The organism is Streptomyces sp. NPDC002870, assembly GCF_042888505.1.
Lineage (GTDB): Bacteria > Actinomycetota > Actinomycetes > Streptomycetales > Streptomycetaceae > Streptomyces.
Genome location: NZ_JBIAPW010000041.1, coordinates 63411 through 79951, shown reverse-complemented (window position 1 = coordinate 79951; position 16541 = coordinate 63411). Strand labels below are relative to the sequence as shown.

Below are 16541 nucleotides of genomic sequence, written 5' to 3'. Positions count from 1 at the left end.
GATGACACGGCCCCCACCCGCAGGAGACGCCACCACGATCCGACCCCGATATCACCTCTGAGCTGGTCGAACCCTTTTTCAGGGGCAAGTAGCTATCGAGCGCTGTCGAGCCGGCGCAGCGCGGCGGCGGCCCGTTCGGTGATTTCTTCGGGGGTGCCTGACACCTCGACGGTGACGCCCGCCTCGTCGCCGCCCAGCGGCTGCAGCGTGGCGAACTGCGAATCCAGCAGCGCGGCGGGCATGAAGTGGCCCTTGCGCTCCGACATCCGCCGCTCGATGAGCGCGCGGTCGCCGGTGAGGTGGAGGAATACGGCATCCGGTGCGGCGGCCCGCAGCCGGTCGCGGTAGCTCCGCTTGAGCGCGGAGCTGGAGACCACTCCGCCGAGGCCCGCCCGGCTTTGCGCCCACTGCCCTATGGCATCGAGCCAGGGCCACCGGTCCGAGTCGTCGAGCGGGATGCCGGCGGACATCTTGGCGATGTTCGCCGGGGGATGGAAATCGTCGCCCTCGGCGTACGGGACGCCCAGTGCGGCGGCGAGCAGGGGACCGATCGTGGTCTTGCCGGTGCCTGCCACGCCCATCACCACGACGACGTGGGGAGTGCTCATTACGTACCTCGCTGTCTTCGTCGACATCGCTGTCGACCTCGGCCCGTCGCGCTACTGAAACCCATTAGGTACGACGTATTCAAGAGGTTGAGATGTAAACGTCATACTTATTGTTCCGAACGATGCCCCGTACTCTTGCCCCATGACCACAGAGGGCCAGGGGCTTCATACGCATGTGCTTGACACCCTCGGCCTCGCGATCACCGCGGGCACGTATCCGCAGGGCAGTGTTCTGCGCACCGACGAGGTGGCACAGCGCTTCGACGTCTCACGCACCGTCGTCCGCGAAGTGGTCCGCGTCCTCGAGTCGATGCACCTCGTGGAGTCCCGGCGAAGGGTCGGCGTGACCGTGCGCCCCACCGAGGAGTGGAACGTCTACGACCCGCGCGTCATCCGCTGGCGGCTGGCGGGCGCCGACCGCCCGCGCCAGCTGCGCTCCCTCACCGTGCTCCGCTCCGCGATCGAGCCGGTCGCGGCAGGGCTGGCCGCCCGCAATGCCACCCCCGAGCAGTGCGCCGAACTCACCGAGTGCGCCCTGGGGATGGTCGCCACCTCGCGCGGACACCAGCTCGAGGGATATCTGGAACATGACATCGCCTTCCATCGCGTGGTGCTCAACGCATCCGGCAATGAGATGTTCGCGCGCCTCGGCGATGTGGTGGCCGAGGTCCTCGCGGGCCGTACGCACCACCAGGTGATGTTCGACGACCCCGATCCGGCGGCCGTGACACTGCATGTCCAGGTGGCAGAGGCCGTCCGGGAGGGCGACGCCGCACGGGCCGAGGAGATCACCCGCCAGATCGCCGTTGGGGCGCTCGCGGAGCTGGACGTACTGGCGCCCTGAGAATCCGGCGGGCGCGGAGCCCTGGGCCGGGCGCGGAGCCCTGGGCCGGGCGCGAAACCATGAGCGGCGAGTACCTGCGTGACCTTGGTTTACTGCGCCGTAACCTCTGAAACACCTCAGATCTATCCCTGCGTGACGTTGGCCACTGCCAAAATCGCAGGGTTGCCCTGATTATGTGCCGTCGGGCCATGCCACGGTGACCACCCCATCACCGGCTTACGGCCGGGACCGCCCACCCTCCCCTCACGAAGGCGAACAGCTCCATGACTGACCGCACCACTGCGGCCGACACGCTCGCCGCCGGGGCTCCGGCGACGAACTCCCCCCACGTGGACGCCGGCGACGCCGGCTACAGCAAGGACCTCAAGTCCCGCCACATCAACATGATCGCGATCGGCGGGGCGATAGGCACGGGCCTGTTCCTCGGCGCCGGCGGCCGGATGGCCGGCGCGGGCCCCTCCCTCGCCATCGCGTACGCCGTCTGCGGCGTCTTCGCGTTCTTCGTCGTACGAGCGCTCGGCGAGCTGGTCCTCTACCGGCCGTCCTCGGGCGCCTTCGTCTCGTACGCGCGTGAGTTCATGGGCGAGAAGGGCGCCTTCGCGGCCGGCTGGCTCTACTTCCTCAACTGGTCGACCACCGCGATCGCCGACATCACCGCGGCCGCCACGTACGCCCACTTCTGGGCGATGTTCAGCGACATCCCGCAGTGGGTCCTCGCGCTGATCGCGCTCGCGGTCGTCCTGACCGCCAACCTCATCTCGGTGAAGTACTTCGGCGAGATGGAGTTCTGGTTCGCGATCATCAAGGTCGCCGCGCTGGTCGCCTTCATGCTCATCGGCATCTACCTGGTGGTCACCCAGCACCCGGTCGACGGCCACACCCCCGGTTTCTCGACCATCACCGACAACGGCGGCATCTTCCCGATGGGCATGCTGCCGATGCTGCTGGTGATCCAGGGCGTCGTCTTCGCGTACGCCTCCGTCGAGCTGTGCGGCGTCACGGCGGGCGAGACCCAGAACCCCGAGAAGATCATGCCCAAGGCGATCAACTCGATCATGTGGCGCGTCGGTCTGTTCTACGTGGGGTCCGTGGTGCTGCTCGCGCTGATCCTCCCGTACACGGCCTACTCCGCGGACCAGAGCCCCTTCGTCACCGTCATGGACAAGCTCGGCGTCCCGGGCGCGGCCGGCGTGATGAACCTCGTGGTGCTGACCGCCGCCCTGTCGAGCCTGAACTCCGGCCTGTACTCCACCGGCCGCATCCTGCGCTCCATGGCCCTGTCGGGCTCCGCGCCCAGGTTCACCGGCCGGATGAACAAGGGCCAGGTGCCCTACGGCGGCATCCTGCTGACCGCAGGCTTCGGAGTGCTGGGCGTCGGCCTCAACTACCTCATGCCGGGCCAGGCGTTCGAGATCGTGCTGAACTTCGCCTCGATCGGCATCCTCGGCACCTGGGGCATGATTATGCTCTGTTCTCTGCTGTTCTGGCACCGCTCGCAGGACGGCCGGGTCACCCGCCCCTCGTACCGGCTGCCCTGGGCCCCGTACACCCAGATCGTCACGCTGTTCTTCCTCGCCTCCGTGGCCTTCCTGATGTGGTGGGGCGGCGGCGTGGGCCGTACGACCGTGATGTGCCTGCCGCTGATCGCGGCGGCGCTGGTCGGCGGCTGGTTCGTCGTACGCGGCCGGGTGAACGCCCTCGCGGCGGAGCGCCAGGACGCCTGACACGTCTGCGCCTTGACCGGCGCCGCTCTCGCGGAGGTGCTTGCTCGCCGCGAGGGTTGCTCAACTGATGGTCGGGGCAGCGGCCCCCGCGGGAGAGGTCCCGCGGGGGCCGTTCTCGCTGCGCGGCACGCTGCTCGACGCCGACCGGCTGTTCACCCTGCCGCCGCGGACGGTGGTGCGGAGGGCCACCGATCAAGCCGCAGCCGACTCGCGAAGCGGTACGGCTCGCCCGTCACCGGGTCGGTGAACTCCAGTACTTTCGCCAGGAGTTGAAGAGGACGGGAGTAGTCGTCGGGCCCGGGCTCCTGGACGACCGGATAGACCGGGTCGTTCAGGAGCGGCAGCCCGAGGCTGTTCATATGGACCCGCAGCTGATGGGTTCGGCCGGTGGCCGGCAGCAGCCGGTACCTGCCGAGTCCGGCCCGGTGCTCAAGGAGTTCGATCCGGCTCTCGCTGTTCGGCTCGCCCGGCTCCTCGCGGGCGGCCATCACTCCGCGCTCCTTCACGATCCTGCTGCGCACGGTCACCGGCAGGGCGAGCGCCGGGTCGTACGCCGCCACCGCCTCGTACTCCTTGCGCACCAGCCGGTCCCGGAACAGCGTCTGGTACGCGCCCCGGTCCGCGGGCCGTACGACGAAGAGCGCGAGCCCCGCGGTCAGCCGGTCGAGCCGGTGCGCGGGCTGCAGTTCGGGCAGCTCCAGACCGCGGCGCAACCGGGCCAGCGCGGTCTCGGTGATGTGCCGGCCGCGCGGGGTGGTGGCGAGGAAGTGGGGCTTGTCCGCGACCACCAGACGCTCGTCCCGGTGGACGATCCCGACCTCGAAGGGGACGAGCTCCTCGGGCGCGAAGTCCCGGTGGAACCAGAGATACCGCCCCACGGTGTACGGCTCGTCGGCGGCGACCGGACCGTCCTCGCAGACGATGCGCCCCTCCCGGAACATGGCCTCGACCCGCTCCGCCCCGATGGCGTCGGCGTACCGCGCGGCCAGATAGTCGTACACCGTCTTCCACCCGCCGTCCGGATCGGCGGGCAGCCGCAGCCGCACGGGGTCGATGCCGTCGCGCTGGGGGAGCGGCGCGGGCGGGGCCTTGCGTCTGCGTCTCACCGACGTGACTGTATGCCCACTGCGTCGGATGTCTGCGGAACGGGGGCCGGGGCGGCCGCCGTGGAGCCGACGTCGTGCCTCAGCAGCAGCACGATGGCTGGAATGGGGAAGAGCAGCAGGAAGAGATTGGGGATCCACCAGGTCGGCGACCAGTCGCCACGCAGTGCCCAGAAGGCGACGGCCTGCAGCCCTGCGGTGCTGGTGAGCGTCAGGGAGATGAGCATCAGCGGCCGCCAGGCGGGCCGGTGCCGACCGCTGCCGCGCAACAGGACCAGCGCGGCGAGTCCCGTGGCGCTGGCGGCCACGTCCAGCGGCAGGAAAGAGTAGTTCCAGTCGCTCATCACCGGGTCCTGGTAGTCCTTGTACGCGTACTCGGCCGGGATCAGCACGAGGAGCGACGCGGTCCAGTAGACGAGGAAGGTGACGTCGGTGACCAGCATCGCCGCCTTCACGAGCCGGAAGCCGGTCGGCGCCGGGGCGCGGCACTTCATCAGTGCTCCATCCCGCCGCCCAGGTACATCACGGCGACGCCGAGGATGACGAGCGTGACGCCGATGAGCGTCGCCACCCGCACGGGTTCGTCGAACAGGACGACCCCGCCGAGGAAGGCGCCGACCGTCCCCACCCCCGACCAGACGGCATACACCGGGCCGACGTTGAGGGACTTGAGCGCCTGTGCCAGCAGGACGAACGCCGCGCCGTAGCCGACTATCACCAGCACGGTCGGGCCGAGCCGGCTCAGTCCGTGCGAGCCACGCAGCGCCAGCGTGGCAATCACCTCCGAGATGATCGCGCCCGCTACCAGAACGATCCCCATCAGCTCGGCTCCCCGTCCTGGTCGATCAGTCCGCTCACCAGCCGGCGCAACTGCACATGGGCCTCGTCGCGCGGTGGTGCGAGCCCGAGCAGGCGCGCCGTCCACCAGCCGTCGACCGCCATCCGGACCAGAGTGGCGACGCCCGGCGGCAGCCCGTCCGCGTCGAGGCGCTCCTGCCAGACGCGGTAGTGACGCTGCAGTACATCGAGCACCTCAGGGCCGCCGGCCGCGGCGAGCAGTGCGATCGGCACCTGGTCGGGCGAGTCGTCACCGTCCTTGGGAGAGGCCGATGGGATCGAGGCGTCCAGCCAGGCTCTGGTGTACGCGCCCGGGGGCGCGTCAGGCCCGGGCAGGACCGTCTCGAACCGGTCGACCAGGCGCTGGACCACGCCTTCCACCAGGGCACGTTTGCTGGGGAAGTGGTGGAGGAGGCCGCCTTTGCTCACCCCGGCCTCGGAGGCCACGGCGTCCAGCCGGACGGCGTCCACGCCGCCCTTCACCAGCAGCCGTTCCACCGCGTCGAGGAGCCGATCGCGCACCTGTCCCACCTTCTCCCGAGTACCGCTTTTGTAGGACCGACCGTCTGGACGGTCGAATGCAGCGTAGCATCTTCTCCGAAGGAGCTACGAGCGGAACCGAGTGCCTTACCGGAAGCGGAATTGTTAAATCCAGGTGGATTGGTGGGGCGCTGTCAAGGGTTGGTTGACACGATTGGCCCGAACTGGTTACGGTCCAGCTGTTGAATTCGGTAGCGCCATTGGGGCGGATCAAGAGTTTACCGATCGGGGGATTTGAATGGCCAAGAAACTGACAACTTAGCTTCGCATCCGCGATCTTTATCGGGCCGGCCGGACGCGCCACAGCGCACCTCCCCGCCCCGCCCCGCGGTGCACCGTGCAGTCCTGCGCCCGAACGGCCCTCGGCGGCCGGAGCGCAGTCCTGCCCCAGGTCAACGGCGACCTACGGATCCACCGTCCAGTGACGTGGATTCTCCGTCGGTTCACGCGATCACCTTCAACCGCTCCTGCGGGCAGTCATTCCTGTCCGCATATTCAGCGGTAATGCCAGGTGCTGTATTCGCGCTGCGTGAATCGTTCCCTTTCGCGCGCAAAATTTCGGCTATGCATTACGGTCGGGCTCGGTCGCGCGTATTCCTGCTGCCAGGGGAATTCTTGGTGAATGCGATAACACAGCAGACAGACGTCTTTTCACGGTTCGCTGCTTTCACAGCGGCGCGCGAGCTGATCACGACCGGTCTGTATCCCTTCTTCCTGCCGCTCGACGGCCACGAGGGCACGACGGTGCGTCGCCGCGGCCGAGAGCTGATCATGTGCGGCTCCAACAACTACCTCGGCCTGACCGCACATCCGCGGGTGCGCGCCGCCGCCCACGAGGCCCTCGACGCCTACGGAAGCTCCTGCACCGGCTCACGCTTCCTCAACGGCAACATCGACCTCCACCTGCAGCTGGAGGATGAGCTCGCCCGCTTCCTGGGCAAGCCCGCCGCGCTGGTGATGTCGACCGGCTACCAGACGAACCTCGGGGTCATCGACGCCCTGCTCACACCGCGCGACTACGTCCTGATCGACAAGGACGCACACGCGTCGCTCGTCGACGGATGCCGGCTGAGCGGCGCCAAGGTGCGGTGGTTTCCGCACAACGACGCCGCGGCGCTGGCCCAATCGCTGGAACGGCTGCCCGACGACGCGCCCCGCCTGGTCGTCGTCGACGGCGTGTACTCCATGGAGGGCGACCTCTGCGACCTTCCCGCGATCTCTGCCGTCTGCCGGCGCTACGGAGCACGGCTCCTGGTGGACGACGCACACGGCCTCGGCGTCCTCGCCGGCGGCCGTGGCACCGCCGCCCACTTCGGGCTCACCGATCAGGTCGACCTGATCACCGTCACCTTCAGTAAGTCCCTCGCCTCCCTCGGCGGCGCGGTCGCAGGCAGCGAAGAGGCGATCCACTACCTCAAACACCACGCCCGCAGCCTGATGTTCAGTGCTTCGATGACACCGGCCAACACGGCGGCCGCGCTGACCGCGCTGCGGATCCTGCGCGACGAGCCCGAACTCGTCGACGCCCTACAAGCCAACGCCGACCATGTGCGCCGCGGTCTCGCCGCCGCCGGTGTGCAGACCGGAGCGAGCACCACACCGATCATCCCGATACCGACGCCCGGGGCCATGGAGACCCTCTCCACCTGGCACCGGCTCATCGAACGCGGCATCTATGTGAACCCGGTCCTGCCGCCCGCCGCCTCACCTCGGCTGCGTACGAGCTTCATGGCGACCCACACCGTCGGCCAACTGGACCGGGTCATCGAGGCGTTCGCCGAAGAGGCCGAGCTGATCCGTCCCCGGGAGTGCGCCACGTCCGGGGTGAAGTCGGCATGACGCGCGGAGCCCTCCTGGCCACGGGGGCGGCAGCCGGTGTGTCCCCGCTGGCGTTCCCGGCCCCGGCCGGTGCCCACGGCCTCGTAGGGCTCACGCTCCTGGTGCTGCTCCTGGCGCTCGCGGCGGGTGCGCTGACCGCCCGCACGGCCGCGGACCGCCTCGACGACGGCAACCGGAGCATCCCCGTCACCGCGGGACTGCTGCTGCTCGGCGTGGCCGTCCCGTGCCCGCGCCCACAGGCGGCGGCCGTGACGCTGACCGTACTCGCGGTCTGCGCCTTCGCCACCGCCCTGGTCGCCGTCTCTCTTCTGCGACCCGCTCCGGCCGGTTCTGGCCCGATCGCCGCACACGTCACCGCGTTCCTCGCCGCTGCGGCAGCCGGCTGCGCGGCCGGTTCTCTCTGCCTCGCCGAGGCCCGCGGCGCCGCAAGCGTCCTCGTCTGTACGGCCGGACTGCTCCACCTCGCCCGTTCGGCCACCCCTGCCCGCTCGACCTCATGAAGGAGTCCCGCCCATGTCACGCGTACGCCTGGCCGCCCGAGCACTGCGCCTCGCACTCAACAAGGCACATGCCGATCCCACGGCGGACTACGACGCCGCGAGTCCGGACTACGACACCTTCTTCAGCCCGGTGATGGGCAAACACTCCATCGCGGCGCTCGACACCGTGCCTGTCACGCCCGGTGACACCGTCGTCGAACTCGCCTGCGGCACTGGGCACTTGACGGAGGAGGTCGTACGGAGACTGAACGGTGCCGGCGCGGTGTACGCCGTCGACAAGTCGCCGGGCATGCTGCAGGTCGCCAGGGACAAGGTCTTGCCTCTGGCCGACGGAGCTCCCGGGCTGCACGTGGAGCTCGCCGAGGGCGACATGGACTCCTTCATCCAGTCCCGGCCCTCCGGCAGCGCCGACCTGGTCATCGTCGGCTGGGCCATCTGCTACACCAAGCCGACCCGGTTGCTCGCCCAGATCGAACGGGTGCTGCGGCCCGGCGGCCGCGTCGTCGTCATCGAGACCCGTGCCGACGCACACCGGGCGCTCACCGAACGGCTGGAGCGGATCTTCGCCGACGACCCCTCCCTGCTGACCGGACTCATCCGGGTCACGCTCCCCAAGGACGCGGCGACGGTGGCCCGTTGGTTCGTCAAGGCGGGGCTCGCCGTCGACATCCAGCGGGACGGCGCCCAGACCATTCCCGCCCACACCCCTGAGGACGTCGTCGAATGGGTCCAGCGCTCCGGCGCCGCGGCCGGATTCAAGACCGCAGTGGACAGCGGCCGCGAGCAGCTGGTGCTGGACCGTATCGCCGCGGGCCTCGGTGAACTCCTGGCCCGCGACGGTGTGCTCGAACTCCAGCACACCTTCGTCCAGGTCACCGGGACCAAGCAGGCCGACAGCCCTGCCGCCCGCCGCCGGGGCGTGGCCGAGGAGGCATCGGCCATATGACGAACCCGACCAAGGAAGGCCTGCCGGCCCCTCCGGCCCCGGACGCCGGGGCGGTCGCCGCGGGGCCACCGGGCCACGACCTGGGCCAGGGTGCTGTCCAGCGTGTACTGCTCCGGTTCGCCGGGGCGATCACCTCGCGCCCGAAGACGGTGATCCTGGTGTGGGCCGTGCTGATCGCGCTCTGCACGCCGTTCGCCTTCAAGCTGACCTCCGTCCTCACCGATCAGGGCGCGTCCAAGGTGGTGCCCGGCACCAGCAGCGCGCGAGCCGAGGAGCTGACGGCCCAGTCCTTCCCCCATCGCTCGCAGCGCGAGGTCATCCTGGTCCTCGAAACGGAACAGATCGACCGGCCGGAAGTGCACCGGTACCTGGCCGAGTTGGACACCGCGATCGCCGACCGGCAGCGGGCCGGCGAGGTGGAGCGCTCCTCGTCCGCCTTCACCCTCTACCGGGACGCGACCGCGCAGTTCCTCACCGGTGTACGCGCTCGGGCGAACACCCAGGAGGGCGGAGCCGGACGCGGATTCGTCGACCGTGAGGTGGCGCAGGGCCGGATCCCTGCCGCGCTGGCCGGCGCGGCACGCGAGGCGGTCGCCGCCCAGGACGCTGCGGCCGTGTCCCGTATCGCGGGCACATTCGCGGCCGGCGCCGACTGGCGGCGCTTCCCGCTCGACGTACCGAAGGAGGCCTCCGGCCGACTGCTCGCCGAGGACGGCACGGCGGCGCTGGCCTCGGTCAGCTACACCGCCAAGGCCGGCAGCGACCCCGACGTGGAAGGGCTGCGGGACTCCGCCCGCGAACTGCTCGACAAGGTGGGCCTGACCGGCGAGGCCGACGTCCATGTCACTGGAGAGCTCGCGCTCATCCACGACACCTACGAGAAGGCCGAGTCGGACAACGCCCTGATGGAGTCGGTCGCGTACCTCATCATCTTCGTCGTCCTGCTGCTCTTCTTCCGCGCCGTCGTCCCGGCCGTCCTCACGCTGCTCGTCATCGGGCTGGCGATGAACGTCAGCCAGGCAGCGCTCTATCTGCTCGGCAAGCAAGTGACGCTCACTCAGTTCACCATCACCATCATGACCTTCGTGATGCTGGGCGCCGGGGTCGACTACAGCATGCTGCTCTCCTCCCGCTACCGGCAGGAGCGGCTGGCGGGCAGCCCGCCGCGCGAAGCCGCCGTACGGGCCACCGTGCACGCGGGTGAGAGCATGCTGCTGGCCGCGATCGCCGTGGCGCTGGCCTTCGGCGCGACGCTGCTGTCGCCGGTGGACTGGATTCCGCCCCTCGGCTACGGCGGACTCATCGGCATCCCCATCGTGCTGGCCGCGGCCCTCACCCTCACGCCGTGTCTGCTGGTGCTGCTCGGCGACCGCTTCTTCGCACTGGGCCGTGCGCCGCTGTCCGACCTGGAGCACAACGGCGCCGTCGGCCGGCATCTGCGCCGCAGCGCGGAGTTCGCCCGCCGCCGGAAGGTGGCGATCGTCTTCGTCTTCCTCGCCGTGACCGTGCCCTTCGCCCTGATCGTCGCCGACAGCCGCTCCACGGCCGACCCGGTCGCGCTCAGCCCCGCCACCGACTCCAGGAAAGGCTTCGAGACGGTTGCCGAGCGGTGGGGTGACGCGTCGGTGCTCCCCACCGTCGTGGTCGGCCGTTCCGCAGCAGGGACCGTGGAGAAGGGTGCGCTCTCCGCCGAGGGACAGGAGGCGGTCGCCCAGCTGACCGGCCGGCTCGCCGCGACGGAGGGCGTCGCGTCCGTCGACTCCGCCACCCACCCCTTCGGCACCCGCTGGCCTGCGGAGCAGGTGGCCGGCATGGACCAGGGACTGCGCGACGACTATGTGGCTAGCGACGGATCCCTGCGCTTTGTCGTGGCGCTGAAGGACGATCCGTACTCACCGCAGGCGGCCGAGGCGGTACAGCGCCTGGAGAAGGTGGTCGCCTCCGCACGCGCCACCGTGGGAGAACTGGACGTCGGCGGAGCCACCCAGGTGGACCGCCAGTACGGCTCGGCCCTGCGCACCAGCTTCTGGCAGATGGTCGTACTCGTCAGCATCGGCGTCTTCGTGATGCTGGTGATCGCGCTGCGCTCACTGCTCGTACCGATCCGGCTGATCGCCACGATCATGCTGAGCAATGTGTGGGCGGTGGGCCTGACCGTACTGATCTTCCATCACTGGCGCGGCGAGGCGATCATCGACGATCTGCCGATCTTCCTCACGGTCCTGATGATGGGACTCGGCATGGACTACGAGATCTTCCTCGTCACCCGTGTACGGGACCTGGTGCGCAGCGGCCTGTCCCAGGAGGAGGCCACCCTCAAGGCGGTCGTGGACACCGGACGCGTGATCAACGCCGCCGGTCTGGTCATGGCCGGAAGCCTCGGCACGATGGTGCTCTCCTCCACCCTGATGCTCCAGGAGTACGGAACCGGGCTGGGCCTCGCCGTCCTGCTCGACGCCACCCTGATCCGCATGCTCTTCGTGCCCGCAACCTTGCTGCTCTTCGGCAAGTACAACTGGTGGCTGCCCAGCTTCCGCAGGTCGCGCAAGCAGCAGCCGGCGTCGGGGTGATCCGCCATGGCCACCACGAAACACCGGGCGGGCCGGACCCGCCCCACCGCGCTGAACAGGCTGCGGCACCACCATGCGGCCTTCCCGCTCGTCTCCGCCGCTGTGCTCTTCGCCGTGCTCGCCGTGGTGCGGGTGGCCGGGGCGTTCGCCTTTCCGCTGATGGTGCTCTCGGTCGCGCTCAGCGGCGCTGTCCTGCTGGCGCTGCCGCGCGAAGAGTGGGCGGCGGCCGGCCTGCGCCGGTTCGCCGTGCTCCCGGCGGTGGTCGGCACGACGCTGGTGGCGCTCGTGTACGCCGAGACGTACTTCGCCACCCGGGCCAGTTTCGGCGACGGCGACGACAACTGGACCGTCTGGGTCCCGCGGCTCTTCGAGGACATGGTGCCGGGCGTCCCGCTGCTGGGCACGGCGGCGATGCTGCTGTCCCTCGGCGTCCTGGTGCCCCTCGTCGAAGAGGTCTGCTACCGGGGCGTCCTGTACCGGGCCGTGGAACAAGAGCGCGGCAGCTATGCGGCGATCGTGGTGACCGCGCTCGCCTGGTCGCTGGTGCACCTGGGTGACTACGGCCTCAACCCGCTCAATCTCAGAGTCATCTGCGGCGTACTGCCCTCAGTCTTCCTGATGGGCCTGGCGCTCGGCGTCTGCCGTGCCGTCACCGGATCCGCCCTCGCCTGCGCGTTCGCGCAAGGGGTCTGCAATCTCCTGCTGCTCGGGGCCGTCGTCGCTCCGTTCTGATCACTCGCCACCACCCGATCACTCGCCACACCTCGACCACCGATGGGATGAGTTGATGTCACGCCGTCTGTTCACCTCGGAGTCCGTCACCGAGGGCCACCCGGACAAGCTCGCCGACCAGATCAGCGACACCCTTCTGGACGCCCTCCTCGCGGACGACCCGCACGCCCGCGTAGCCGTCGAAACTCTGATCACCACCGGCCAGGTGCACATCGCCGGCGAGGTGAGCACCACGGCGTACGCCGATGTCCCCACCCTGGTGCGGGAGAAGATCCTCGAGATCGGCTACGACTCCTCGTCGAAGGGCTTCGACGGCTCCTCGTGCGGTGTCTCGGTCTCCATCGGCGCTCAGTCGCCCGATATCGCACAGGGCGTGGACACCGGGGGAGCGGGCGATCAGGGGCTGATGTTCGGCTACGCCTGCGACGAGACGCCGGAGTTGATGCCGCTGCCCATCCACCTCGCGCACCGCTTCTCGCGTCGCCTCTCGGAGGTCCGCAAGGACGGAACCGTCCCGTATCTGCGTCCGGACGGCAAGACCCAGGTCACCATCGAATACCTGGGCCGCCGCCCGGTCCGTCTCGACACGGTGGTGGTCTCCTCCCAGCACGCCGCCGGTATCGACCTCGACACCCTGCTCACACCTGATGTCCGTGCGTCGGTGGTGGAACACGTCCTGGGTGAACTCGCCGACGACGGCGTCAAGTTGGAGACTGAGGGCTACCGGTTGCTGGTGAACCCGACCGGCCGCTTCGAGATCGGCGGCCCGATGGGCGACGCGGGCCTCACCGGACGGAAGATCATCGTCGATACGTACGGCGGCATGGCCCGCCACGGCGGTGGCGCATTCTCCGGCAAGGACCCCTCCAAGGTGGACCGTTCGGCCGCGTACGCCATGCGCTGGGTCGCCAAGAACGTCGTCGCGGCCGGACTGGCCCGCCGCTGCGAGGTCCAGGTCGCCTACGCCATCGGCGTCGCCGAACCCGTCGGCCTGTTCGTGGAGACCTTCGAGACCGCGGTGGTCGCCCAGTCCGTCATCGAGAAGGCCGTCACCGAGGTCTTCGACCTCCGCCCGGCCGCGATCATCCGCGATCTCGATCTCCTGCGTCCCGTCTACACGCAGACGGCGGCGTACGGACACTTCGGCCGCGAGCTGCCCGACTTCACCTGGGAACGCACCGACCGGGCGGACGACCTGCGCCGGGCTGCGGGGATCTGACATGCGGATCGCCGTCACCGGCTCCATCGCCACCGACCATCTGATGACCTTCCCCGGCCGCTTCACCGACCAGCTCCTCGCGGACCAGCTCCAGCACGTCTCGCTCTCCTTCCTCGCCGACCGGCTCGAGATCCACCACGGCGGAGTGGCCGCCAACATCGCCTACGGCCTCGCCGTCCTCGGCCACCGCCCGACGCTCGTCGGGGCGGCGGGCAAGGACTTCGCCGACTACGGCGCCCGGCTGCGCGCGGCAGGCGTCGACACCGACTCCGTCCGGATCAGCGAGACCCTGCACACCGCCCGCTTCATCTGCACCACGGACATCGACCAGAACCAGATCGCCACCTTCTACGCCGGTGCCATGGCCGAGGCCCGCGAGATCGACCTCGCGGCTGTGGCCCGGCGCACCGGAGGCCTCGACCTCGTACTGGTGGGCGCCGACGCCCCTGAGGCGATGCTGAAGCACACCGAGACCTGCCGGACCCTCGGCCTCCCGTTCGCGGCAGACCCCTCTCAGCAACTGGCCAGACTGGACCGCCCGCAGACGCGCCGGCTGATGGACGGCGCACGCTATCTCTTCACCAACGCCTACGAGGCCGCGCTGCTGCTCGAGCGGACGGGATGGAGCAGCCAGCAGGTGCTGGCGAGGGTCGGCACCTGGATCACCACGCTCGGCGAGCAGGGCTGCCGGATCGAGCGTGCGGACGCACCGCCGGTCGAGGTACCCGCCGTGCCGCCGCAGATCGTCGCCGACCCGACCGGCGCGGGCGACGCCTTCCGCGCGGGCTTCCTCGCGGGCATCGCGCGGGGGTGGACGCAGGAGCGGGCGGCCCACTTCGGCTGCGCGCTGGCCACGCGCGTACTGGAGACGCACGGCACTCAGGGCTACGAAAAAATCCCCACGGAATTCCGTGGGGATTTTGCTGGTGTCCGAGGGGGGACTTGAACCCCCACGCCCGATAAAGGGCACTAGCACCTCAAGCTAGCGCGTCTGCCATTCCGCCACCCGGACCAGGTGTCTGTCTCGCGGCCCTGGGCCGTTCCGACGTGGAAAACCATAGCAAACATTCGGGTGTGCCCGATCACGGCCCGGTCTGTGACGGCCGTATGACGGCGGGCAGTCGCCCTTGGGGTCCGGGCCCGCTCGCGGGAGGATGAGCAGGAACCACCAGCAGCGAGCGGGAGGAACAGCGTGAGCGAGTCGAACAGGGCAGACAAGTCCAAGCCCGTGACGGGCGAGGACGAGGTCGTCGACCTCTGCCGTGAGCTGATCCGGATCGACACGAGCAACTACGGCGACCACTCGGGCCCGGGGGAGCGGGCCGCCGCGGAGTACGTCGCGGAGAAGCTCGCCGAGGTCGGGCTCGAACCGCAGATCTTCGAATCCCACAAGGGACGCGCCTCCACCGTCGCCCGGATCGAGGGTGAGGACCGGTCCAGGCCCGCGCTGCTCATCCACGGGCACACCGACGTCGTACCGGCGAACGCCGACGACTGGACGCACCATCCCTTCTCCGGCGAGATCGCCGACGGCTGCGTCTGGGGCCGCGGCGCCGTCGACATGAAGGACATGGACGCGATGACCCTCGCGGTCGTACGGGACAGGCTCCGCAGCGGCCGCAAGCCCCCTCGCGACATCGTGCTTGCCTTCCTCGCCGACGAGGAGGCCGGCGGCACGTACGGCGCGCGGCATCTGGTCGACAAGCACCCGGATCTCTTCGAGGGCGTCACCGAAGCCATCGGCGAGGTCGGCGGCTTCTCCTTCACCGTCAACGAGAACCTGCGGCTCTATCTGGTCGAGACGGCGCAGAAGGGCATGCACTGGATGCGCCTGACCGTCGACGGCACCGCCGGGCACGGCTCGATGACCAACAACGACAACGCCATCACCGAGCTCTGCGAGGCTGTCGGCCGTCTCGGCCGCCACAAGTGGCCGGTCAGGATGACCAAGACCGTACGGTCCTTCCTGGACGAGCTCTCCGACGCGCTCGGCACGCCGCTCGACCCGGAGGACATGGACGCCACGCTCGCCAAGCTCGGCGGCATCGCGAAGATGATCGGCGCGACCCTGCGCAACTCCGCGGCCCCCACCATGCTCGGCGCCGGCTACAAGGTGAACGTCATCCCCGGGCAGGCGACCGCGCACGTCGACGGGCGCTTCCTGCCGGGGTACGAGGACGAGTTCCTGGCCGACCTCGACCGGCTGCTCGGGCCGCGCGTCAAGCGGGAGGACGTGCACGGCGACAAGGCCCTGGAGACCAGCTTCGACGGTGACCTCGTCGACGCGATGCAGATCGCGCTCAAGGCGGAGGACCCGATCGCCCGGGCCGTCCCCTACATGCTCTCCGGCGGCACCGACGCCAAGTCGTTCGACGACCTGGGCATCCGCTGCTTCGGCTTCGCGCCGCTCAAGCTGCCGCCGGAGCTGGACTTCGCGGGAATGTTCCACGGGGTGGACGAGCGCGTGCCGGTCGACGGGCTGAAATTCGGTGTACGCGTGCTTGACCGATTCCTGGACCGGTGCTGAGCCGCACCGGGTGAAGTGTGCTGAGACGAAACTCCAATAATCGTCAGTTTGTGCGTACTTGACTGAAACGGGTGAAAGGGACCATGGCCTCGTAGCCCCCCTCGCTCCTCCTCGTTACAGGTGATGCGGTCCGCGGCTGGGATCGCATTGCCAACAAGGAGGAACTAATGATCAAGAAGGTCGTCGCTGCTGCGGCTGTCACTGGCGGTCTGGTGCTCGCGGGCGCGGGCGTTGCCATGGCCGACGCGGGTGCTCAGGGTGCCGCTGTGAACTCCCCCGGCGTGCTCTCCGGCAACGTCATCCAGGCGCCCCTCCACGTGCCGGTGAACGCATGTGGCAACACGGTCTCCGTGATCGGGCTGCTGAACCCCACCTTCGGCAACACCTGCGAAAACTCGTGATGTTGTGACTCGGCCCGCAAGGGTTCGGGTTTGAACCCGGGCGGGGGGGGGGGGGGGGGGCCGGCCCCCCCCGCCCCCCCCCCGGGCCCCCCCCCGCCCCCCCCCCCGCGCGGGGGGGGGGGCGGTAATGAAAAAACTAACAAAAAAAACA

At 69.4% G+C, this 16541-nt stretch carries 16 protein-coding genes and 1 tRNA gene; 11 read left to right on the top strand and 6 right to left on the bottom strand.

Going from position 1 to position 16541, the window contains the following annotated elements:
• Positions 1-92: 92 nt before the first annotated feature.
• Positions 93-608, bottom strand: a complete 516-nt coding sequence (locus ACFYWY_RS33580) for a gluconokinase (protein ID WP_389193749.1) — start codon at positions 606-608, stop codon at positions 93-95.
• A 142-nt stretch (positions 609-750) separates the two neighbouring features.
• Between ACFYWY_RS33580 and ACFYWY_RS33575 the strand changes: the two genes are divergently transcribed.
• Positions 751-1452 (top strand): FadR/GntR family transcriptional regulator, encoded by a 702-nt coding sequence (locus ACFYWY_RS33575; protein ID WP_389193747.1) that lies wholly within the window; start codon positions 751-753, stop codon positions 1450-1452.
• Between the two features lie 263 nt (positions 1453-1715).
• Positions 1716-3176, top strand: coding sequence for an amino acid permease (locus ACFYWY_RS33570; protein ID WP_389193744.1), 1461 nt, complete (start codon positions 1716-1718; stop codon positions 3174-3176).
• A 152-nt stretch (positions 3177-3328) separates the two neighbouring features.
• Here the strand turns inward: ACFYWY_RS33570 and ACFYWY_RS33565 are convergent, their stop codons facing one another.
• From ACFYWY_RS33565 to ACFYWY_RS33550, 4 genes are read right to left on the bottom strand one after another with little or no spacing between them, the layout of a single operon-like run.
• Positions 3329-4282: an RluA family pseudouridine synthase gene (locus ACFYWY_RS33565; RefSeq protein WP_389193740.1), complete on the bottom strand. Its 954-nt coding sequence runs from the start codon at positions 4280-4282 to the stop codon at positions 3329-3331.
• Entirely contained in the window at positions 4279-4773 is a 495-nt protein-coding gene (locus ACFYWY_RS33560) for a DUF5360 family protein (protein WP_389193737.1), read from the bottom strand. The genes ACFYWY_RS33565 and ACFYWY_RS33560 overlap by 4 nt, the downstream gene beginning before the upstream one ends.
• Positions 4773-5099, bottom strand: coding sequence for a DMT family transporter (locus tag ACFYWY_RS33555; RefSeq protein ID WP_389193734.1), 327 nt, complete (start codon positions 5097-5099; stop codon positions 4773-4775). Before ACFYWY_RS33555 ends, ACFYWY_RS33560 begins: the two co-directional genes overlap by 1 nt.
• Entirely contained in the window at positions 5099-5638 is a 540-nt protein-coding gene (locus ACFYWY_RS33550) for a TetR/AcrR family transcriptional regulator (RefSeq protein ID WP_389193732.1), read from the bottom strand. The genes ACFYWY_RS33555 and ACFYWY_RS33550 overlap by 1 nt, the downstream gene beginning before the upstream one ends.
• Positions 5639-6274: 636 nt before the next feature.
• Here ACFYWY_RS33550 and ACFYWY_RS33545 point away from each other — a divergent pair.
• The 7 genes from ACFYWY_RS33545 to ACFYWY_RS33515 are packed head-to-tail and all read left to right on the top strand — an operon-like array spanning position 6275 to position 14408.
• Positions 6275-7495 carry an aminotransferase class I/II-fold pyridoxal phosphate-dependent enzyme gene (locus tag ACFYWY_RS33545; protein WP_389193729.1) on the top strand — a complete coding sequence of 407 codons (1221 nt, stop codon included), beginning with the start codon at positions 6275-6277 and terminating at the stop codon, positions 7493-7495.
• Complete coding sequence (locus ACFYWY_RS33540) at positions 7492-7995, top strand: hypothetical protein (RefSeq protein ID WP_389193727.1); 504 nt, start codon at positions 7492-7494, stop codon at positions 7993-7995. The genes ACFYWY_RS33545 and ACFYWY_RS33540 overlap by 4 nt, the downstream gene beginning before the upstream one ends.
• A gap of 13 nt (positions 7996-8008) precedes the next feature.
• A complete protein-coding gene (locus ACFYWY_RS33535; RefSeq protein WP_389193724.1) occupies positions 8009-8941 on the top strand; it encodes a class I SAM-dependent methyltransferase in 933 nt (310 codons plus the stop codon).
• Positions 8938-11511, top strand: a complete 2574-nt coding sequence (locus ACFYWY_RS33530) for an MMPL family transporter (RefSeq protein WP_389193722.1) — start codon at positions 8938-8940, stop codon at positions 11509-11511. The genes ACFYWY_RS33535 and ACFYWY_RS33530 overlap by 4 nt, the downstream gene beginning before the upstream one ends.
• Positions 11512-11517: 6 nt before the next feature.
• Entirely contained in the window at positions 11518-12243 is a 726-nt protein-coding gene (locus tag ACFYWY_RS33525; protein WP_389193719.1) for a CPBP family intramembrane glutamic endopeptidase, read from the top strand.
• Between the two features lie 55 nt (positions 12244-12298).
• A complete protein-coding gene (gene metK / locus ACFYWY_RS33520) occupies positions 12299-13462 on the top strand; it encodes a methionine adenosyltransferase (RefSeq protein ID WP_389193716.1) in 1164 nt (387 codons plus the stop codon).
• A gap of 1 nt (position 13463) precedes the next feature.
• Positions 13464-14408, top strand: coding sequence for a carbohydrate kinase family protein (locus ACFYWY_RS33515; protein ID WP_389193713.1), 945 nt, complete (start codon positions 13464-13466; stop codon positions 14406-14408).
• Here ACFYWY_RS33515 and ACFYWY_RS33510 read toward each other — a convergent pair.
• Positions 14387-14474 (bottom strand) — tRNA-Leu (locus ACFYWY_RS33510). The genes ACFYWY_RS33515 and ACFYWY_RS33510 overlap by 22 nt on opposite strands.
• Positions 14475-14654: 180 nt before the next feature.
• Here ACFYWY_RS33510 and ACFYWY_RS33505 point away from each other — a divergent pair.
• On the top strand, positions 14655-15989 hold the full coding sequence (locus tag ACFYWY_RS33505) for a M20/M25/M40 family metallo-hydrolase (protein WP_389193710.1): 1335 nt from the start codon (positions 14655-14657) through the stop codon (positions 15987-15989).
• Positions 15990-16156: 167 nt separating this feature from the next.
• Positions 16157-16390: a chaplin gene (locus ACFYWY_RS33500; protein ID WP_389193707.1), complete on the top strand. Its 234-nt coding sequence runs from the start codon at positions 16157-16159 to the stop codon at positions 16388-16390.
• The last annotated feature ends 151 nt before the right edge of the window (positions 16391-16541 follow it).